This is a genomic window from Kribbella sp. NBC_01510 (assembly GCF_045040325.1).
Classification (GTDB): Bacteria; Actinomycetota; Actinomycetes; order Propionibacteriales; family Kribbellaceae; genus Kribbella.
The window spans coordinates 3427159-3444093 of the sequence record NZ_CP109418.1; the positions used below are offsets into that span (position 1 = coordinate 3427159).

Genomic DNA, 16935 nt, shown 5'->3' on the forward strand with positions numbered 1-16935 from the left:
TAGGCTGACCGCAGCAGCACTCGTACAGAAGGTGACGGGAGGTGACTACAGGTGACTCGTCAAGGTGACGGGATCGGCCACGAGTCACCACTCCAGCGCGCCCGTCGCCAGCGTGGCTGGACCCAGGCTGCCGCCATGCGGCGCTTCGAGGCAGCCGTGCAGGAATTGGGCGAACAGAGCCCGACCGGCGCTTCGCTGAAGCGGATGTTCGCCTATTGGGAGAATGGCGAGCGGGCTGTCAGCGTGCCCGTCTATCGGCAAGCGTTCGTTGCGATCTATGGCGAGTCAGCCGAGAGTCTCGGCTTTCAGACCGCTTTGACGGACACACCGCAGCAGCACGACGCCACTCACGACCTCGAGGCAGTCCGGCGCGACCTCGACAGCGTCTTGAGCAACGCTGCGTCGAGCGAAGTTGTCCTTGACGACTGGGAACAACTCGTTGAGCGCTACGGCCGTGCCACCCGTGACCGACCAGCTCCGCTGCTGCTTAACGACCTCAGCGACGATATCGGGCAGCTTCAGGCCGCGCTGGCAGACTGCCGCTCGGCTGCAGGCAGGCGTCGGCTGACGCGAGTAGTGGCGCGAATGTCCGGACTCATGCTGCTGACGCTCGTCAAGCTCGACGACCGCGCCGCATTCCGCCGCTGGGCTCGCACTGCACGCATCGCCTCGGCTGAAGCGGGAGATTCATCCACCCACTCCTGGATGCTGGCGCAGGAGGCCTACGGTCACTTCTACAGCAACGACCTGTCGGAGGCCGTCATTGTCGCGGAGCGAGCACAACTCGTCTCCAGCACGCCCGGTGGAGTTGGCGCACCGCTGGCGGCGGCACTGGAGGCACGCGCCTACGCCGCGATTGGCGAGCGGCCGGCTACCGCTGCCGCACTGGGGCGGGCCGAGGAGCTCGTTTCGCATCTCAGCGGCGACGCGCTAGTGCCGTCTGCGTTCGGCTACAACGAAGCTCAGCTGCGCTTCCACGCCGGAAGCGCCTACACGCGCCTGGGGGACTTGCCTGCCGCCTTCGCCGCGCAGGAAGCGGCGCTTGCTCTCTGCCCACCGGGTGACTACACCGACCGCGCTCTCACGCAGCTCGACCGGGCGGCGTGCCTTGCTGCTGATGGGGACTCGACGGCTGCCGCCCAGGAGATCGCCGGGACCCTCCTCGGGCTCGACGGCCAGCAACGACGCGGCATCATTGACGGACGCGCGCGGGAAGTCGTCGGAGGAATGTCTGACAGACAACGTCAGCTCCCAATCGTGCGTGAACTGCGTGACCTTGTCAGCCCTACGCGAGAGGACCGCCTCCTGTGACTGTGGTGCGCCCAGCCACCCCCGATGACGTTGACCAGCTGCTCACACTTGCTGAGGAGATGGACCGCTTCTACGGTGCGACCGAGATCGACCCGTTCGAGCTGCGGCGCCAGCAGCTCCAGGCGGCGCTGTTCAGCGACCTCCCGGCCGCCCACTCATTGTTGGCGTTCGACGGTGCGGCAGCGGTCGGCTTCGCCGCATACGCGTTCCTCTGGCCGGCGGAAGGGCTGACCCGCTCGCTCTACCTGAAGGACCTGTTCGTCTCGCAGGCACAGCAGCGCCGTGGCATCGGCCATGCGCTGATGGAGTCCCTGTTCGAGGTAGCTGGCAAGCACGACTGCAGTCGCGTGGAGTGGACCACAGACAGCGACAATCCCGCCGCTCAGGCGTTCTACAAGACCTTTGGCGTTGAACCAGCAGGCAGCAAGCTGTTCTACCGGCTCGAGCAGTAAGGCCGGACAAGGACTTCTTAACGACGTGGCGCAGCGGGCAGGTCGCACCCGCCACAACGCTGGTCTCACCCAAACCGAAGCGATGCGCCGCTTTGAGGGCGCAGCCCAGGACCATGGCGAGCCACCCTATGACCGGCGGCCATCGCCTGAAGATCCAGCGCTCAAGTTGGACTCGGGTATCCAGCTCGTGACTGTCGCCTGAGTGACCGATGTGGCGGTCGGCGAGATGAACGGTTCGGCTGTGGACGGGCGCTGGCACAGGTCCTCAGTGGCGCACGAAGCAGGAGTGGACAGGTCGCGGGCGACAGCCCGCAAGGAAGTTCGTCCGGGCGGGAGCGCGGGTTGGATGCTTCAGTTCTTTGAGCCGGTGAGGGGACTCGAACCCCTAACCACCGCTTTACAAGAGCGGTGCGCTGCCAGTTGCGCCACACCGGCGGGTGTTGTGCCGGACCATAGTAAGGGATCGTGTGGGGGGTGTGGCGGGGGTCGGTGGGGTTTCGGGTGCTGTGGGTGGCTCGGTCGGTGTCCTTTTTGGGGGACTCGCTCGGGCTGGTGGCCCTGCTCCTATACGTCGAGGGGGCTACGGGGGCGGCGCTGGCGGTGGCGTTGTTGTTGTTGGCGGGGGACTTCACGCCGGGGTTGTTCGGCGCGTTCGCGGGAGCCATCGGGGACCGGTTCGACCTCAAGAGGGTGATGGTCTCGTGCGATCTGGTGCAGGGGGCGCTGGTTGTGGTGATGGCGGTGGTGTTGCCGCCGTTGCCGGTGTTGCTGGTGCTGGTCGCCGTACGGAGCATTACCGCGCAGGTGTTCCAGGCGAGTTCGCGGAGTGCGGTGCCGGCGTTGGTCAAGGACGAGGAGTTGGAGGCGGCCAACTCGGCGCTGGGGGCGGGGACCAATGGGCTGGAGGCCGTCGGGCCGTTGATCGCGGCGGCGTTGTTCCTGGTCACTGATGTGCGCGGGATCCTGCTGATCGACGCGGCAACGTTCTTCGTGTCGGCGGTGCTGCTGAGCCGATTGCCGAAGATGCCAAAAGCAGAGCTGTCGGGCCACAGCCTTGTCAAAGATGCGCGCGACGGCCTGGGCTACATCTGGCGGACGAAGGCGATTCGCGTGATCGGGCTCGGGTTCTTCGCGGTGGTCGCGTTCAGCGGGGTTGACGACGTCGCCATGGTGTTCCTGGGCAAGGACGAGTTGCACGGCAGTGACTCGGCCGCGGCGATCCTGTACGCCGGAGTCGGCATCGGGCTCGTGACGGGATTCGCCCTCCTGGCAAAGTACGCGACTAGATTCAGCATGCCTGCACTGATGGTCACAGGGTTCGCCGTGAGCAGCGTCGGCAACTTGTTCACCGGCCTGGCTTGGGCGATCTGGGCCGCGCTGGCGCTGCAAGTCATCCGCGGACTCGGCATCGCTGGCGTCGACGTGGGCATCAACACCCACCTGCAACGAGTCGTCCCCGCGCACCTGAGAAGCCGTGTCTTCGGCAATCTGTACGGCGCGATCGGCCTGGCAGCCGGGATCTCGTATGTCTTCGGCGGCCTCCTCCTTCAGCACACGAATGCACGCGTCACGTTCGTAGCCGCAGGCGTCGGTGGACTGCTGGCTACGACTGCGACAGCGATCGGAGTTCGGCGATCGGCCGGCGGAGAGCGCGAGCCCCGGGTACGGCGATGAGCGCGATCGCCGCCATCACCAGGAACGCCGCGGACGGGTGGTCGACGAGCAGCCCGACCACGACCGCGACCAACAGGCCGCCCAGGTTGCCGGCCATCCAGATCAGGCCGGCCGCGGTGCCTTCGGCCTCCCCGGTACGGCGTTCCACGAGCTCGAGCACGATCGGGAGAGCCGGGAGCAGGAGGAACCCGATCAGCGTGATCGCGGCGAAGCCCGTCTCGACGCCCGGTGCCAGCGCGAGCAGGACGCAGGCGGCCGCGGTGCAGCTGAGACTCACGACGAGGAGAGCCGACTCGGCGCGGCGCCGTACGACCAGGATCGGGATCACCGCGCAGCCGAGGACACCCGCGATGACATTGACCAGCAGGATCGTGCTCGCCGTACCGCCGCTCACCCCGGCCGGCTCCAGCAGCGCCTGCGCGAAGGTGCTCATGGCAACGAAGACGCCGAAGGGGAAGATCGCCAGTACACACAGCCGGCGGATCAGCGGATCACCCCAGGCGACTCGCAGCGCGCCGCGATCCGGTCGGTGCCTGCCCATCTCGAACGGACCTTGCTTGCGCAGGGCAACGATGAGGAGCAGGGCTGCCACCACGCAGAACACGGCTGTCACGGCCAGCATCGTCGACAGCGACGAAGCCGTGGTGAAGACCGCGGAGAGCAGGAACGCGATCACCATGCCGAAGAAGATGCTGGCGGTGCCGACCGCGATGCCGGTCGGGCGGTCCTTCTCGGCCAGGTAGTGGCCGGTGATACCGGTGACCGCGTTCAGCACCAGCGGCTGGGCGATCGAGGCGATGATCTGCCCGGCCAGCAGCCAGCCGAAGTCGTCACCTATCAGCCGTACGCAGGCACCGAGCGCGGTCAGTACGGCGCCCGCGATCAGGCCGGCCCGGAACCAGCGATCCAGGATCAGACCGCAGGGGATCGCGAGTACGACGTACAGCAGTGGGAACACCTGGGCGAGCCAGCCGATCGCGCTTTCGGAGACGCCGTACCGGGCGGCCGCGACCGTGGTCACGCCGGCAAAGTTCAGCCAGACCAGCTGGGTCGCCGCGCCGACCAGCGCATAACCGGCAATCGCCGTCCAGCGACTCCCCGTGACCACCCGCGCCATACGCATCCTCCCAAGGCCTGAGCGAACTGTAATGCCGTCACACGCTGCATCACACGATCCCGGCGTACAAATGAGGCATGGTGGATTGGGAAGGGCCGCTCACGGAAGCGTTCGAGCGGGCGACGACGTACTTGACCGGGCTCCCGGAGCGCCGGGTCGGCCCGCGGGCGACGGCGGCCGAGCTGCGCGACGCGCTCGGCGGTCCGCTGCCCACCGGGCCGAGCGATGCCCGGGACGTGGTCGCCCACCTCGCGAAGGGGGTCGAGGACGGGCTGTTACCGAGTGGCAGCGGCCGCTTCTTCGGGTTCGTGTTCGGCGGCGCGACGCCCGCGGCACTCGCCGCCGACTGGCTCACCACGGTGTGGGACCAGAACGCGGGCCTGTACGCCGCCGCGCCCGCCGCGGCCGTGGTCGAGGAAGTCGCGGCGAACTGGCTGGTCGAGCTGTTCGGCCTGCCCGGAGGTACGTCGGTCGGCTTCGTCACCGGCGCCCAGATGGCCAACTTCACTGGCCTGGCGGCTGCCCGCCACGAAGTACTGCGGCGCACGGGCTGGGACGTGGAGAGCCAAGGCCTCATCGGTGCACCAACTATCCGGGTCCTCGCCGGTGCCGAGCGGCACGACACGATCGACCGGGCGTTGCGCTTCCTCGGGTTGGGGACCAGTTGCATCGTGCCGATCGATGTCGACGATCAGGGCAGGATGCGGGCCGACGCGCTGGCGGCCGCGCTGGAGACAGAAGGCCCGCAGATCGTTTGTGCCCAGGCCGGCAACGTGAACACCGGTGCCTTCGACCCGATCGCCGAGATCTGCGACCTGGCGCACGCGGCCGGCGCGTGGGTCCACGTCGATGGTGCCTTCGGTCTCTGGGCCGCGGTCAGTCCCGAGCTGCGGCCGCTGGTCGCCGGCATCGACCGCGCCGACTCCTGGGCGACCGACGCGCACAAGTGGCTGAACGTCCCGTACGACTCCGGCCTCGTCCTCTGCGCTCATCCGGAGCCGCACCGCGCGGCGATGTCGATCAGAGCGGCGTACCTGATCCAGGATGAGAACGGGCAGCGTGACTCGCTCGACTTCAACCCCGAGTTCTCCCGGCGGGCGCGCGGTTTCCCTGTGTACGCCGCCATCCGCGCGCTAGGCCGATCCGGGATCGCCGAGATCGTGGATCGGTGTCACGCGATGGCTCGCCGGTTCGCCGACACGCTGGCCGCGAACGGGGTCGCCGTACTGAACGACGTCGTACTCAACCAAGTACTGGTCCGCTTCGGCGACGACGACGCGCTCACTCGGCGAGTGGTCAGCGCGGTGCAGCAGGAAGGCACGTGCTGGATGTCAGGCACCACCTGGCAGGGCAAGGCCGCGATGCGCATCTCGGTCTGTAACTGGACCACCGACGAGTCGGACATCGATCGCTCAGCTGCCGCTGTACTGACTGCTGAAGGAGTCGAGCGTCACCAACGCCGCGTTGAGTGAATCGCGGAGCGGTTCAGGGCGGCGGAGGGTTTGGGTCAGCAGTGCGCCGCCCTGCATCGCGGCGAGGATCGTGTTGGCCAGGTAATCGGGATCGGCGTCCGGCCGGAGTATGCCGTTGTCGCGCATGGTCCGCAGATGGGTCCGGAAACGGTCGAGCCAGCGCTGATAGCCGGCGGCGAGGCGGGCGCGGGTCTCGGGGCGCGACTCGGCGAGCTGACCGGCGAGTGAGCCGAAGTCGCAGCCGCCCTCGAACTTGCGGGCGGTCTGCCGCGCCACCACGCGGTCGGCCCAGCGATGCCAGGCCTGGATCGAGTCGAGCGCGGGCTCTCGATCCAGCAGGGTTTCCGCCTGCCAGCCGATGACGGCGTCGATCAGCGTCGGCTTGTCGCGGAAGTAGTGCGTCAGCTGCGAACCGCTCACCCCGGCGACCCGCCGGATGTCCTCGAGCTGGGTACCGGCGACGCCGCGCCGATGCACCAGGTCCGCCGCGGCCGCGAGGATCCGGGCTCGGGTGGCGTGCCCCTTCGCAGTCAGTCGATGGTCGGCCATTCATCGACACTAACGCGCCGTTTGGGGCGTCGGACCCAGAACGGCCCGGATGGCCCATGATGGGGTCATGGCGGAGGGGATTCTGGAACTGGCGCAAGAGTTGGCCGAGGTCAGTCGACTCGTCGAGGACGACGATGTCGCCACGACTCTGGGCCGGTTCGTCAACCGGGTGGTACGGACCGTGCCCGACTGCGAGGAGGCATGCATCAGTGTGCTCGTCGACGGTACGGCGGAGATGGTCGCGCGCTATCACAGCACTGCGGACGAGCTCTCCGAGCCGGCCCGGGCCGCCCTCGCAGAGCGGCTGATCGCGGCGGACGGTCCGGTGTACGACGCGATGGCGTACGGCGAACCGCACCGGATCGGTGACCTGGCGTCGGACCACCGTTGGCCGGAGTTCGCCGCGAGCGCGATCAACGCGGGCTATCGCAGTTGCCTGTTCCTCCCGCTGCCCGCGCAGACCGGGGCCGCGGCCGCCTTCAGCCTGTTCTCGGCGACACCGGATGCCTTCGGGAGTACGTCGTACGACGTCGTGCTGCTGTTCGCCCTGCACGCCGGGGTCGCGTTCGACAACGTGCAGCTGTTCAACGACAGCCGGACTCTGGTCGACCAGTTGCGGTCCGCGATCACGACCCGGACGGTGATCGGTCAGGCCCAAGGCATCCTGATGCATCGATACGGGCTCGCGTCGAGTGTGGCGTTCGAGGTCCTGAAGCGGTGCTCGATGGACGCCAACGTCAAGCTCCGCGAGGTGTCGACCGAGTTGGTGGCGGCGCAGGACTCGGGACGGCTGACCTCGGCGCTGCAGAAGTACGGCCTGCAGACTTCTTGACCGGGCCTGTCGATTTCCGGGCTGGTCGCTCGACGCAGGTGTGTACGACGACCACAAGGGAGAGGCAGCGAGATGTCGTTTCAGGCGTACTTGGACAAGATCGAGGAGAAGACCGGCCTGACGCCACGGGAGCTGGTCGAGAAGGCGAAGGCGCGCGGGTACGACGCTGCCGGCGTGAAGGCCGGTGTGATCTGCGACTGGCTCAAGGAGGACTACGACCTCGGCCGCGGGCACGCGATGGCGCTCGTCCACGTGATCAAGAACGGTCCGGGCATCAGCGAGAAGCACGTCGGCAGCAAGGGCCCGCACGGCGACCCCACCAACGTCCTCTGGCTCGACGGCAAGGCGACCAACCCGCTCAGCGCCTAGTGAGCGCGAGCTCGGCGAGCTCCGCCAGGCGGTGGGCTCGGGCCGACTCGGCGGGGGTGAACGGCTCGCCCGCGCGGGTGAACGCGAACAGGCCGGTCCAAGGGGACGGGATCTTGAGGACGGTGCCGTCGGCGGGGAGCGGTGCGGCCAGCGTGACGTGGTCGGTGACGAGGCGGGCGCCGAGGAGTTCGGCGACCGCGTGCGGGAGTTCGCCCGGGTCGCCGACCACGCGGGCCGACAGGCTGAGCGCCTTCGTCTGGCCGTCGACCAGGGCGAGGGTGGTGGTCGGCCAGGCGTCGGGGTCCCGGCCACCGGCGGCTTCGATTGCCGTCAGCAACGAGTCTGCGTCGATCCGATCCGGGGTCGACACGACCAGTTCGTCGCGGACGCCGTCGTCGAGCGGGTGGATGTGCAGGCCGAGGATGTTCGCGTCCAGGTCGGTCAGGTGGTGCGTCAGGCGTTCCAGCGCGCCGGTTCGGTCGTCGAGCGTGACGCGGATCCGCCACAGCGCGCCGAGTCCCGCGGACGGCCGGGTGCGCGGCGCGTGCAGCCAGGACCGCAGGAGCCGCATCGTGGACGGCTCGATCACCCAGATCACCAGGGCGGTCGTCACGACCACCAAGGCGCTCACCGCGATCAGGTACGACGGGTGTAGCGCCAGGACGATCGCGTGCAGTGCGAACTCGACGGGGAAGATCGCCAGCAGTTTGGCCACCGTCAACCGGAGTCGTCGCGGATGCGGAAGTCGCCCGCACACATCACACGCCAGCCCGCCGGTGAGCGCCGTACGCAACGGTTCCATGCCTCCAGCGTGACCGGGATAAATTGCCCGGCTGTTGCGGTGACGTGAAGTTGTGCGGCGTACGCAGAGCGCAGACTCTCGACGGCGGTGGTCTGACCGTTGAGACTGGGCGGCATGGGTGGGGCGATGGTGGCGATGTTGTTCTCGGACATCGAGGGATCGACCGTGTTGCTGCGGCGCTTGGGGGACAGGTATCTGGATGCGCTGGAGAGTCATCGGCGGATTCTGCGTGCTGTATGGACGGCGTACGGCGGGGTCGAGCAGGGGACCGAGGGGGACAGCTTCTTTGTCGTGTTTCCGCGTGCTGGGGACGCGGTCGCGGCGGCGGTGGAGGGGCAGCGGGGGCTCGAGGCGCAGTGTTGGCCAGGTGGTGAGCGGCTGCGGGTGCGGATGGGCATTCACACCGGTACGCCCGGGGTGCACGACGGCGACTACTGGGGGATGGACGTCCACCTCGCGGCCCGGATCGCGGCCGCGGCGCACGGTGGGCAGGTGATCGTGTCCGCGGTCACTGGGCAGCTCACCCAACTCCCCGACGGCGTCACCCTCCGCAATCTCGGCACCCACCACCTGAAGGACATCCCCGAACCAGAGCACCTGCTCCAAGTCACCGGCGCCGGACTCCAGGCGGACTTCCCGCCACCGCGCAGCCTCGGTACGGCGACCAGCCTTCCGGTCCCGGCCACTCCACTCCTCGGCCGGGAGTCGGACCTGACCCGCGTCATGGACCTCCTCGACCAACCGGACGTCCGGTTGGTCACGCTGACCGGCCCGGGTGGCTCGGGCAAGACGCGACTGGCGGTGGGAATCGCAGGCGGACTGACACACCGGTTCCCAGGCGGCGTGTACTTCGTCCCGCTCGCGTCCGTGACGTCCGAGCAGGTGATGTGGACGTCGATCGCCGAGGCGCTCGACATACCGCCACGGGAGCGTGGGCGGATCGTCGCCTACCTGGCCCAACGCACGCTGCTGCTCGTTCTCGACAACCTCGAGCAACTCGCGGGTGCCGACAAGATCGTTGCCGAGATCATCGAAGGCGCGGCGCACGTGAAGGTCGTCGTGACGTCGCGGCGCCCGCTCGGGCTGGTCGGCGAGCATCAGCACTCCGTGGCGCCCCTCACGGTGCCGTACGACGAGACGCTCGCCGAGAGATCCGCCGCCGTTCAACTCTTCGTCCAGCGCGCGCAGGCCGTACAGCCCGGATTCACGCTGACGCCGGGCAACGTGGCCGACGTGGTCGCGATCTGCCGCCGGCTGGACGGGCTCCCGCTCGCGATCGAGTTGTGTGCGCCCCGGATCCGGGTGCTGAGTGTCAAGGAGTTGCTGGCCCGCGTCGACCAGACCCTCGACATCGCCTCGACGAGCAGCGTGACGCCGGAGCGGCAGCGTACGCTGCGCGGGACGATCGCCTGGTCCTACGACCTGCTCAGTCCCGAGCGTCGGAAACTGTTCCGCCGGCTGGCCGTGTTCTCCGGTGGCGCCGATCTCGCGGCGGTCGAAGCCGTTGCCACCGGCACCGACCCGCTCGACGCGATCGCCGAACTCCACGATGCCCATCTGGTCAGCCTGTCCGAAGGCCCTGAGAGCATCACCAGGATCGAGTTGTTGCAGACGATCCAGCAGTACGCCGCCGACGAGCTCGCAGCCACGGACGAGGCCGACGCGATGCGCGGGGCCCACGCGTCGTACTACGCCGAGCTCGCCGAGAATCTCCAAGCCCTGAAGGAATCCACGTACTACACGGCGCTGGAACTCGCCGAGACCGACCTGGACAACTGCCGTGCCGCACTCGGCTGGGCAGTCCGGCAAGACCTCGAGACCGGTCTCCGCCTCTGCGCAGCGCTCGGCTGGGTCTGGCTCCTCGGCGGGTACATCGCCGAGAGCCGGGAATGGCACGAACAACTCGTTGCCCGAGCCGGCGACACACCGTCCACGGACCTCGCCGCCTGCCTGCGAGGATTGAGCAATCTTCTGCTCCTGCAGGGGGAAACCAGCCGTGCCCACGAGCTGGCCACCAGAAGCCTCGAGATGGCCAAGACCTTGGGCGACCGAGCCGGGGTCGCGTTCGCGATGAGCCTCCTCGGTACGGCGCAACGCCACCAAGGCGATCTCGAGGCGGCGCAACGCACCCTGTCGGAGGCTGTGGAGCTACACCGCGGTCTCGATGACAAAGGCAGGCTGGCTCGCGCACTGGGCAACCTCGGCGGGGTCGAGGAGGAGTTGGGCCGACTCGATCGGGCGGAGACGCTGCTCCGGGAGTCGCTCGCGATCAACGAGTCGATCGGTGACGTTCACGAGATCGCCTTGCAGGGGCAGAACCTGGCCTACCTCCTCGCGCTCGCGGGGCGGGTTGACGAGGCGAGCGAGCTGGCCCGTGGGCTGGTCACGACCGTCGTGGCTTTGGGCAGTCCGAACCTGACGATGGCGTTCTCCAACACCATGATGAGCATCCTCGTGCGGAAAGGGGATCCAGTCGGAGCCGCGCACCTGTTCGGCGCGGAGGAGGCGATGGGTGAGCGCCTGGAGATTGCCAACCCCTACCTGGAGGAGGAGTTGGCGGAGGCGCTCGAGCTCGTCGGCGACGCGCTGACCCGCGAGGAGTGGGAGCGGCACCGGCGGGAAGGCCGCTCCGAGCGGGTCGAGGATCTCCTCAACCGCCTCCCGGTCGGCTGAGCCAGGCGTGATCCTTGCCTCCCGCAAGGATCGGACCCGCCGAGCGGTTGTGCAGGCCGTGAGGGGACTCCATACTGCTCTCACCGCCATCGGCGGTCTGTGGGGGTAGAAGTTTAACTGGGGTTCATCGAACTGGGGGGCTTTACTGTGCATGCTTTGAGGACGTTTCGTGCTGCGCTGGTAACGGCGCTGGTGGGGGCCGGTCTGGTGACCGGCACCCAGATGGCGGTGGCCGCGCCACCGTCGAGTGTGATCTCGGTCAGTACAACCTCGGTCGCTCCGGGGCAGACCTTCACGATCACGCAGACACTGAACAACGACCGCGACTTCGACATCATCGGCGCGAAGGCGGGGCTGTACGCCAAGGAGCCGGCGTCGCTGCCCAGCCTGATCGACATCGTGTCCTGCCCGGAGGCCTACGCCTGCGACGTCCTGGGCAGCAGCATCCGGGGCGGCTTCCACGAGGTGAAGGCCGGCCAGTCCGTGACGCTGAACTGGACGTTCCGGGTGAAGGACGACGCTCCGGCCGGGACCATCCAGCTGCAGCACCAATTCATCGGGGAGAACTACGCGTTCGAGATCATCGACGGACCGTCGCTGACGATCGAGCCGGCCCACCAGGACGCCGATGTCGCGGTGTCGCTGAGCGCATCGGTGAAGTCGCTCGTCGTCTCGCGGATCACCTACACGGTCACGATCAAGAACAACGGGCCGGCTGATGCGACCGGCATCCGGGTGGTCGGGACCTTCCCGTCCCCGCTGGTGTACGTCGGGACGACGTGCGCCCGGGTCGGGACGACGAGGTCGGTCAACTGTGACATCCCGTCCCTGGCCAGTGGTGCCAGTGTCACCCGGACGTTCACGGCCGACGCCAGACTGCTCACGGTCGGCCGGCTGATCGCGACGGCTCAGCGTTCGGCGAGCTCGCCGAACGACCCGGTCGCGGGCAACAACAGCGACAGCCACACCTGCACGGCGCTGACCAGCCTGCTGGTGCGTTGCTGACGACGTACTGAGGTAGTAACCGGCCGGCGGCCGCGGGTTCTCGGACCCGCGGCCGTCGGCTTTGGCGTAGCCGACAAAAACAACACAGTTCGTGCCTGCGCCTTGCATCGAGGGGCGGGTCAGGTTTACGGTCCCGGTTAACGTTTAAGTGAGTGTTACTGAGCACTTTCTCATGACTTGGAGCAGCTATGATCAGTCGTCGGCGATTCCTGCAGGTGACCGGGGCCGCCGTGGTTGCCGGGCCTACGCTCGCTGCCTGCGGTGACGGCGGTACGGCGAACGGCGGTGCGAAGGCGTCCAGCGAGCTGAAGCTCCCGACGTACAAGCCCTTCGAAGGGCTGCGGCCCGATCTGCCGGGCGCGGAGTCGGGGCTCGAGCCGGGGTTCCTGAAGTTCCCGGCGGACGCGATCTCGAGCGTGAAGACGCCGCCGCTGAAGAACGCGGTGACCGCGCTGACCGAGACGTTCGCGACACCCCCGCCGCCGATGGGCAGCAACCGGATGTGGCAGTCGCTGAACCAGGCGCTCGGCGCCGAGTTGCGGCTCACCATCGGGACAGACCCGGGCTACCCGGAGAAGTTCGCCACGCTGCTGGCCAGCGACTCGCTGCCGGACCTGATGTGGCTGCCGCCGAACCAGGGCATTCCGAACATCGGCCCGATGCTCGAGGCGAAGTTCCAGGACCTGACCAAGTACCTGTCCGGCGACGCCGTCCTGGAGTACCCGAACCTGGCCGCGCTGAAGCCGGCCTCGTGGCGGACCGCCGTGGTGAACGGGAAGATCTGGGGCGCGCCGATCCCGTCGACGCCGTTCGGTCAGGTGATGATGGGCAATCCGCGCACCTGGGAGAAGGTCGGCGGCCTGCAGTGCACCAGCGCCGACGAGTTCTTTGCCAAGTGCAAGGAACTGACGAACGGCACCAACTACGCGCTCGAGCCGGCCATCATCAACATGCTGCACATGTTCGGCGAGTGGTTCGGCGCCCCGAACAGCTGGCGGGTGAACTCCGACCGCTCGCTGACCCACCTGTACGAGACCGACAACTACCGGGCCGCGGTCGAGTACGCCGCCAAGCTGTGGGCGGCCAAGGTGTTCTACCCGGACCTCAACCTGGCCGACGCCACCCCGAAGACCGTGAACGGTCAAATCGCCGCGCAGGTCACGGTCGGCCCGCGGGCGACGTCGGACTTCCGCGCGCTGGACCCGACGCTGTTCGTCGACACGATGATCCCGTTCGGCCATGACGGCAAGGCGAAGCCGGTCTACGACATGGGCTACGGGACGGTCGGGTTCACGCCGTTCAAGAAGACCGACGAGGGCCGGATCCGCGAACTGCTCGCGCTGATGGACTACCTGTCCGCGCCGTTCGGCACCAAGGAGTACCTGCAGAAGAACTTCGGCGTCGAGGGCCAGCAGTACCAGCTGGACGCGCAGCAGAACCCGGTGCTGACCAAGGCCGGCACCCAGCAGGCGCCCGGTCTGGTCAGCGCCCTGCAGATCATGAACGCACCGGAGAGCGTGATCTTCAACCCGGCATACCCGGAAGACACCAAGAAGATTTACGCGACCGAGCAGAAGTTGCTCGACCACGCGATGCGCAACCCGACCGCCGGCACGTACTCCGACACGTCGAGCAAGCTCGGCCCGAAGCTGACGGCGGCGTTCCGCGACACGATTGTCGACATCGTCACTGGCCGGCAGAAGATCGACGCGTACGACGCCGCCCTCAAGCGCTGGAAGTCCGGTGGCGGCGACAAGATGCGCGACGAGTTCGCCGCCGTCCTGCCCGCCAGCGTGCCGGTGTCCTGATCGATGCTGAAGCGAGCTGTCTCGACCAGGCCGGTCAAGGCCGGTCTGCCCTTTGCGGCGAAGTGGCGCCGGGACTGGCAGATGGTGCTGCTGATGATCCCGGGTGTCGTGTTCCTGCTGGTGTTCTTCTACCTGCCGGTGCTGGGCAACGTGGTCGCGTTCCAGGACTTCCAGCCGTACCTCGGCATCATGCACAGCGAGTGGAACGGGTTGCAGAACTTCGTCAACCTGTACGGCAACCCGGACTTCTGGGACGCGTTGCGGAACACGCTGCTGCTGGCCGCCGTACAACTGCTGCTGTTCTTCCCGGTGCCGATCGGGCTGGCGCTGATCGTCGATTCGCTGGTCAGCAACCGGTTCCGGCGGTGGTTCCAGACGATCGCCTACCTGCCGCACTTCCTGTCCTGGGTGCTGGTCGTCACGCTCTTCCAGCAGTCGCTCGGCGGAGCCGGGTTCGTCAACAATCTGCTGCGGAACGCGGGCCTGAACCCGATCCCGTTCATGACGAACCCGGACACCTTCCCGCTGCTGGTGGTCGCACAGCTGGTCTGGAAGGACGCCGGCTGGGCGATGATCATCTTCCTCGCCGCGCTGACCACCGTGGACGTGTCGCTGTACGAGGCGGCCGCGGCGGACGGCGCCGGCCGCTGGCGGCGGCTGTGGCACATCACGCTGCCGTCGCTGCGCACCGTCATCGTGCTGCTGCTGATCCTGCGGATCGGCGACATCCTGAGTGTCGGGTTCGAGCAGTTCATCCTGCAGCGTGACTCGGTCGGCCCGGGTGCGGCCGAAGTACTGGACACCTTCACGTACTACGCGGGTGTCGTCGGCGGCGACTGGAGCAGTGGAGCCGCGGCCGGGTTGGCCAAGGGCGTGGTCGGGGCGTTGCTGTTGTGGGGTGCGAACTCGCTCGCGCACCGGCTCGGTGAACCAGGGATCTTCCAGAAGCGTGGTGACTCGTGAGACCCGTGTGGAAAGAGAAGCCGGCGCCGTTCTACCAGTCGATCAAGGGCGTCGTACTCGGCGGATTCGCACTGGTGATCGTGATCCCGATCCTGGTGGTGATCTCGACCTCGCTGGCCAGTGACAAGGACATTATCGACGCGGGCGGCTATGTGTTGTGGCCGTCGCATCCGACACTGAAGGCGTACCAGACGTTGTTCAGCGGCGGGTTGATGGGCCGGGCGATCCTGGTCAGCGTCTTCGTGACGCTCGTCGGTACGGCGATCGCACTGGCAGTCACGATCGCGTTGGCGTACGCGACCTCGCGGCCGGTGCTGTTCGGCCGGCCGGTGCTGCTGATGGTGTTGTTCACGTTGCTGTTCGCGCCGGGGATCATCCCGATGTTCCTGGTGGTGAAGCAACTCGGGCTGCTCGACAGTCTGTGGTCGCTGATCCTGCCGGGCGCGTTGGGCGCGTTCAACTTCGTTGTCCTGCGCACCTTCTTCATGAACGTGCCGGGTGAGTTGCTGGAGAGCGCGCGGATCGACGGCGCGAGCGACTTCACCATCCTGCGGCGGATCGTGATGCCGTTGTCGAAGGCGGTGATCGCGGTCGTCGGGCTGTTCTACGCGGTCGGGTTCTGGAACGCCTTCTTCAACGCGCTGCTCTACCTGAACGACACGTCGAAGTGGCCGGTGCAGGTGATCCTGCGGACCTACGTCCTGCAAGGCAAGTCGCTCTCGGCGGATCAGCTCGGGGTGGAACCGCTGCCCCAGCCGCAGTCGCTGCAGATGGCCGTGGTGGTGGTCGCGCTGGTCCCGATCGCGATGGTTTACCCGTTCCTGCAGCGACACTTCACTAAGGGCGTCATCACGGGCGCCGTCAAGGGCTGATGCCGTCTGCGAGAATCGACAGTATGTCGATGGGGCACACACAGGACCGGCCGACTCTCCGGATGGTCGCGAAGGAAGCGGGCGTTTCGGTCGCGACCGTGTCCTACGTGCTGTCCGGGCGGCACCGCAGCCACACCATCAAGGACTCGACCGCGGAGCGGGTCCGCGAGGCGGCGTCGCGGCTCGGGTACCGCCGCAACGACGCGGCCCGCGCGATCCGGACCGGCAAGTCCGACCTGGTCCTGCTGTCACTGAGCGTGCTGGCCGACCCCTGGTCGCAGGCGGTCGCGGAGACCGTCAGCGCCGCGGTCAGCCCGCTCGGCAAGACCGCGCTGATCGTGGCCGACGGCGACTGGCGGACAGTGCTGTCGAACCGGACGCCCGACGTGATCTTCATCGACAGCGTCAGTACGGATCCGGCGCAGATCGCGGAACTGGAGGCGTTCGCGGCGCAGGGTGTTCAGATCGTCGCCTTCAGTGAGACGCTCGAGCCGCGTGGCTTCGACGTGATCCGGTCCGGCGCCGAGCCGCGCTGTCACCTTGCTGTGGAACACCTGCTCGAGCACCACGACCGGGTCGGCGCGCTCACGTCGCGGACGTCCGGATCCGCTCGGTTCGACGCGTATCTGAACACGCTCCGGGCAGCCGGCAAGCCGATCCGCAATGACGACATCGAGGTCTTCGAACCGCACCCGGAGGGCGCCTACCGGGCCGCGATGGCGTTGCTGAGCAGGCCCGATCGCCCGACGGCGCTCTACTGTACGACGGACTTCGCCGCGATCGCCGCCGTCCGGGCAGCCCATCGACTGCGGATCGACGTACCCCGGGATCTGGCCGTGGTCGGCGTCGGGAACACGCCGGAGGGTGAGTATCTGGATCCGTCGCTGTCGACGGTCGGCCCGGTCGGCTTCAACGAGGCGCTGACCCGGATCATCGTCGGCCGCCTCACCGACCGCGAAGGCGCCCCCGGCGAAACCTTCGACTTCCCCTGGCAACTCATCGTCCGCGACTCCTCCAGGGTCGACCCCGCTTGATC

General features: G+C 67.7%; 15 protein-coding genes and 1 tRNA gene. 12 read left to right on the top strand and 4 right to left on the bottom strand.

The genetic code is table 11. The features are described from left to right. Nucleotides 1-135: 135 nt before the first annotated feature. Nucleotides 136-1311, top strand: coding sequence for a hypothetical protein (locus OG558_RS17025; protein ID WP_405071132.1), 1176 nt, complete (start codon nucleotides 136-138; stop codon nucleotides 1309-1311). Continuing rightward, entirely contained in the window at nucleotides 1308-1763 is a 456-nt protein-coding gene (locus tag OG558_RS17030) for a GNAT family N-acetyltransferase (RefSeq protein ID WP_405071133.1), read from the top strand. The genes OG558_RS17025 and OG558_RS17030 overlap by 4 nt, the downstream gene beginning before the upstream one ends. A 362-nt stretch (nucleotides 1764-2125) precedes the next feature. Here OG558_RS17030 and OG558_RS17035 read toward each other — a convergent pair. Beyond that, nucleotides 2126-2198 (bottom strand) — tRNA-Thr (locus tag OG558_RS17035). 75 nt (nucleotides 2199-2273) lie between these two features. Here OG558_RS17035 and OG558_RS17040 point away from each other — a divergent pair. Beyond that, the gene (locus tag OG558_RS17040; RefSeq protein ID WP_405071134.1) at nucleotides 2274-3437 is read left to right on the top strand and encodes an MFS transporter; all 1164 of its coding nucleotides are present in this window, start codon (nucleotides 2274-2276) and stop codon (nucleotides 3435-3437) included. On the opposite strand, the gene OG558_RS17045 is transcribed toward OG558_RS17040, so the two are convergent. Continuing rightward, nucleotides 3367-4554, bottom strand: coding sequence for an MFS transporter (locus OG558_RS17045; RefSeq protein ID WP_405071135.1), 1188 nt, complete (start codon nucleotides 4552-4554; stop codon nucleotides 3367-3369). The two genes, OG558_RS17040 and OG558_RS17045, sit on opposite strands and share 71 nt — an antisense overlap. Before the next feature lie 77 nt (nucleotides 4555-4631). Here OG558_RS17045 and OG558_RS17050 point away from each other — a divergent pair, with 77 nt between their 5' ends. Continuing rightward, on the top strand, nucleotides 4632-6026 hold the full coding sequence (locus OG558_RS17050; RefSeq protein WP_405071136.1) for a pyridoxal phosphate-dependent decarboxylase family protein: 1395 nt from the start codon (nucleotides 4632-4634) through the stop codon (nucleotides 6024-6026). Here the strand turns inward: OG558_RS17050 and OG558_RS17055 are convergent. Further along, nucleotides 5967-6575 carry a TetR/AcrR family transcriptional regulator gene (locus tag OG558_RS17055; protein WP_405071137.1) on the bottom strand — a complete coding sequence of 203 codons (609 nt, stop codon included), beginning with the start codon at nucleotides 6573-6575 and terminating at the stop codon, nucleotides 5967-5969. The genes OG558_RS17050 and OG558_RS17055 overlap by 60 nt on opposite strands. A 67-nt stretch (nucleotides 6576-6642) precedes the next feature. On the opposite strand from OG558_RS17055, the gene OG558_RS17060 reads away from it, so the two are divergent. Then, a complete protein-coding gene (locus OG558_RS17060; RefSeq protein WP_405071138.1) occupies nucleotides 6643-7407 on the top strand; it encodes an ANTAR domain-containing protein in 765 nt (254 codons plus the stop codon). 72 nt (nucleotides 7408-7479) lie between these two features. Continuing rightward, nucleotides 7480-7776: a DUF4287 domain-containing protein gene (locus tag OG558_RS17065; RefSeq protein WP_405071139.1), complete on the top strand. Its 297-nt coding sequence runs from the start codon at nucleotides 7480-7482 to the stop codon at nucleotides 7774-7776. On the opposite strand, the gene OG558_RS17070 is transcribed toward OG558_RS17065, so the two are convergent. After that, nucleotides 7766-8578 (bottom strand): ACT domain-containing protein, encoded by an 813-nt coding sequence (locus tag OG558_RS17070; protein ID WP_405071140.1) that lies wholly within the window; start codon nucleotides 8576-8578, stop codon nucleotides 7766-7768. The genes OG558_RS17065 and OG558_RS17070 overlap by 11 nt on opposite strands. A 114-nt stretch (nucleotides 8579-8692) precedes the next feature. Here OG558_RS17070 and OG558_RS17075 point away from each other — a divergent pair, with 114 nt between their 5' ends. The 6 genes from OG558_RS17075 (at nucleotide 8693) to OG558_RS17100 (ending at nucleotide 16933) form a co-directional block, all read left to right on the top strand. After that, nucleotides 8693-11251: an ATP-binding protein gene (locus OG558_RS17075; RefSeq protein ID WP_405071141.1), complete on the top strand. Its 2559-nt coding sequence runs from the start codon at nucleotides 8693-8695 to the stop codon at nucleotides 11249-11251. Between the two features lie 156 nt (nucleotides 11252-11407). After that, nucleotides 11408-12256, top strand: a complete 849-nt coding sequence (locus tag OG558_RS17080; RefSeq protein WP_405071142.1) for a DUF11 domain-containing protein — start codon at nucleotides 11408-11410, stop codon at nucleotides 12254-12256. A gap of 188 nt (nucleotides 12257-12444) precedes the next feature. Further along, a complete protein-coding gene (locus OG558_RS17085) occupies nucleotides 12445-14064 on the top strand; it encodes a sugar ABC transporter substrate-binding protein (protein ID WP_405071143.1) in 1620 nt (539 codons plus the stop codon). A gap of 3 nt (nucleotides 14065-14067) precedes the next feature. Further along, entirely contained in the window at nucleotides 14068-15027 is a 960-nt protein-coding gene (locus OG558_RS17090; RefSeq protein WP_405071144.1) for an ABC transporter permease, read from the top strand. After that, a complete protein-coding gene (locus tag OG558_RS17095; protein WP_328524013.1) occupies nucleotides 15024-15899 on the top strand; it encodes a carbohydrate ABC transporter permease in 876 nt (291 codons plus the stop codon). The genes OG558_RS17090 and OG558_RS17095 overlap by 4 nt, the downstream gene beginning before the upstream one ends. Before the next feature lie 29 nt (nucleotides 15900-15928). Continuing rightward, on the top strand, nucleotides 15929-16933 hold the full coding sequence (locus OG558_RS17100) for a LacI family DNA-binding transcriptional regulator (protein ID WP_405071145.1): 1005 nt from the start codon (nucleotides 15929-15931) through the stop codon (nucleotides 16931-16933). Nucleotides 16934-16935: the final 2 nt, after the last annotated feature.

Bases quoted from the DNA above. Each gene is read 5' to 3' on its own strand.
- OG558_RS17025 (WP_405071132.1), top strand. From the start codon at position 136: ATGCGGCGCTTCGAGGCAGCCGTGCAGGAATTGGGCGAACAGAGCCCG.
- OG558_RS17085 (WP_405071143.1), top strand. From the start codon at position 12,445: ATGATCAGTCGTCGGCGATTCCTGCAGGTGACCGGGGCCGCCGTGGTT.
- OG558_RS17065 (WP_405071139.1), top strand. From the start codon at position 7,480: ATGTCGTTTCAGGCGTACTTGGACAAGATCGAGGAGAAGACCGGCCTG.
- OG558_RS17045 (WP_405071135.1), bottom strand. From the start codon at position 4,554: ATGGCGCGGGTGGTCACGGGGAGTCGCTGGACGGCGATTGCCGGTTAT.
- OG558_RS17055 (WP_405071137.1), bottom strand. From the start codon at position 6,575: ATGGCCGACCATCGACTGACTGCGAAGGGGCACGCCACCCGAGCCCGG.
- OG558_RS17090 (WP_405071144.1), top strand. From the start codon at position 14,068: ATGCTGAAGCGAGCTGTCTCGACCAGGCCGGTCAAGGCCGGTCTGCCC.
- OG558_RS17070 (WP_405071140.1), bottom strand. From the start codon at position 8,578: ATGGAACCGTTGCGTACGGCGCTCACCGGCGGGCTGGCGTGTGATGTG.
- OG558_RS17060 (WP_405071138.1), top strand. From the start codon at position 6,643: ATGGCGGAGGGGATTCTGGAACTGGCGCAAGAGTTGGCCGAGGTCAGT.
- OG558_RS17100 (WP_405071145.1), top strand. From the start codon at position 15,929: ATGGGGCACACACAGGACCGGCCGACTCTCCGGATGGTCGCGAAGGAA.
- OG558_RS17050 (WP_405071136.1), top strand. From the start codon at position 4,632: ATGGTGGATTGGGAAGGGCCGCTCACGGAAGCGTTCGAGCGGGCGACG.
- OG558_RS17075 (WP_405071141.1), top strand. From the start codon at position 8,693: ATGGGTGGGGCGATGGTGGCGATGTTGTTCTCGGACATCGAGGGATCG.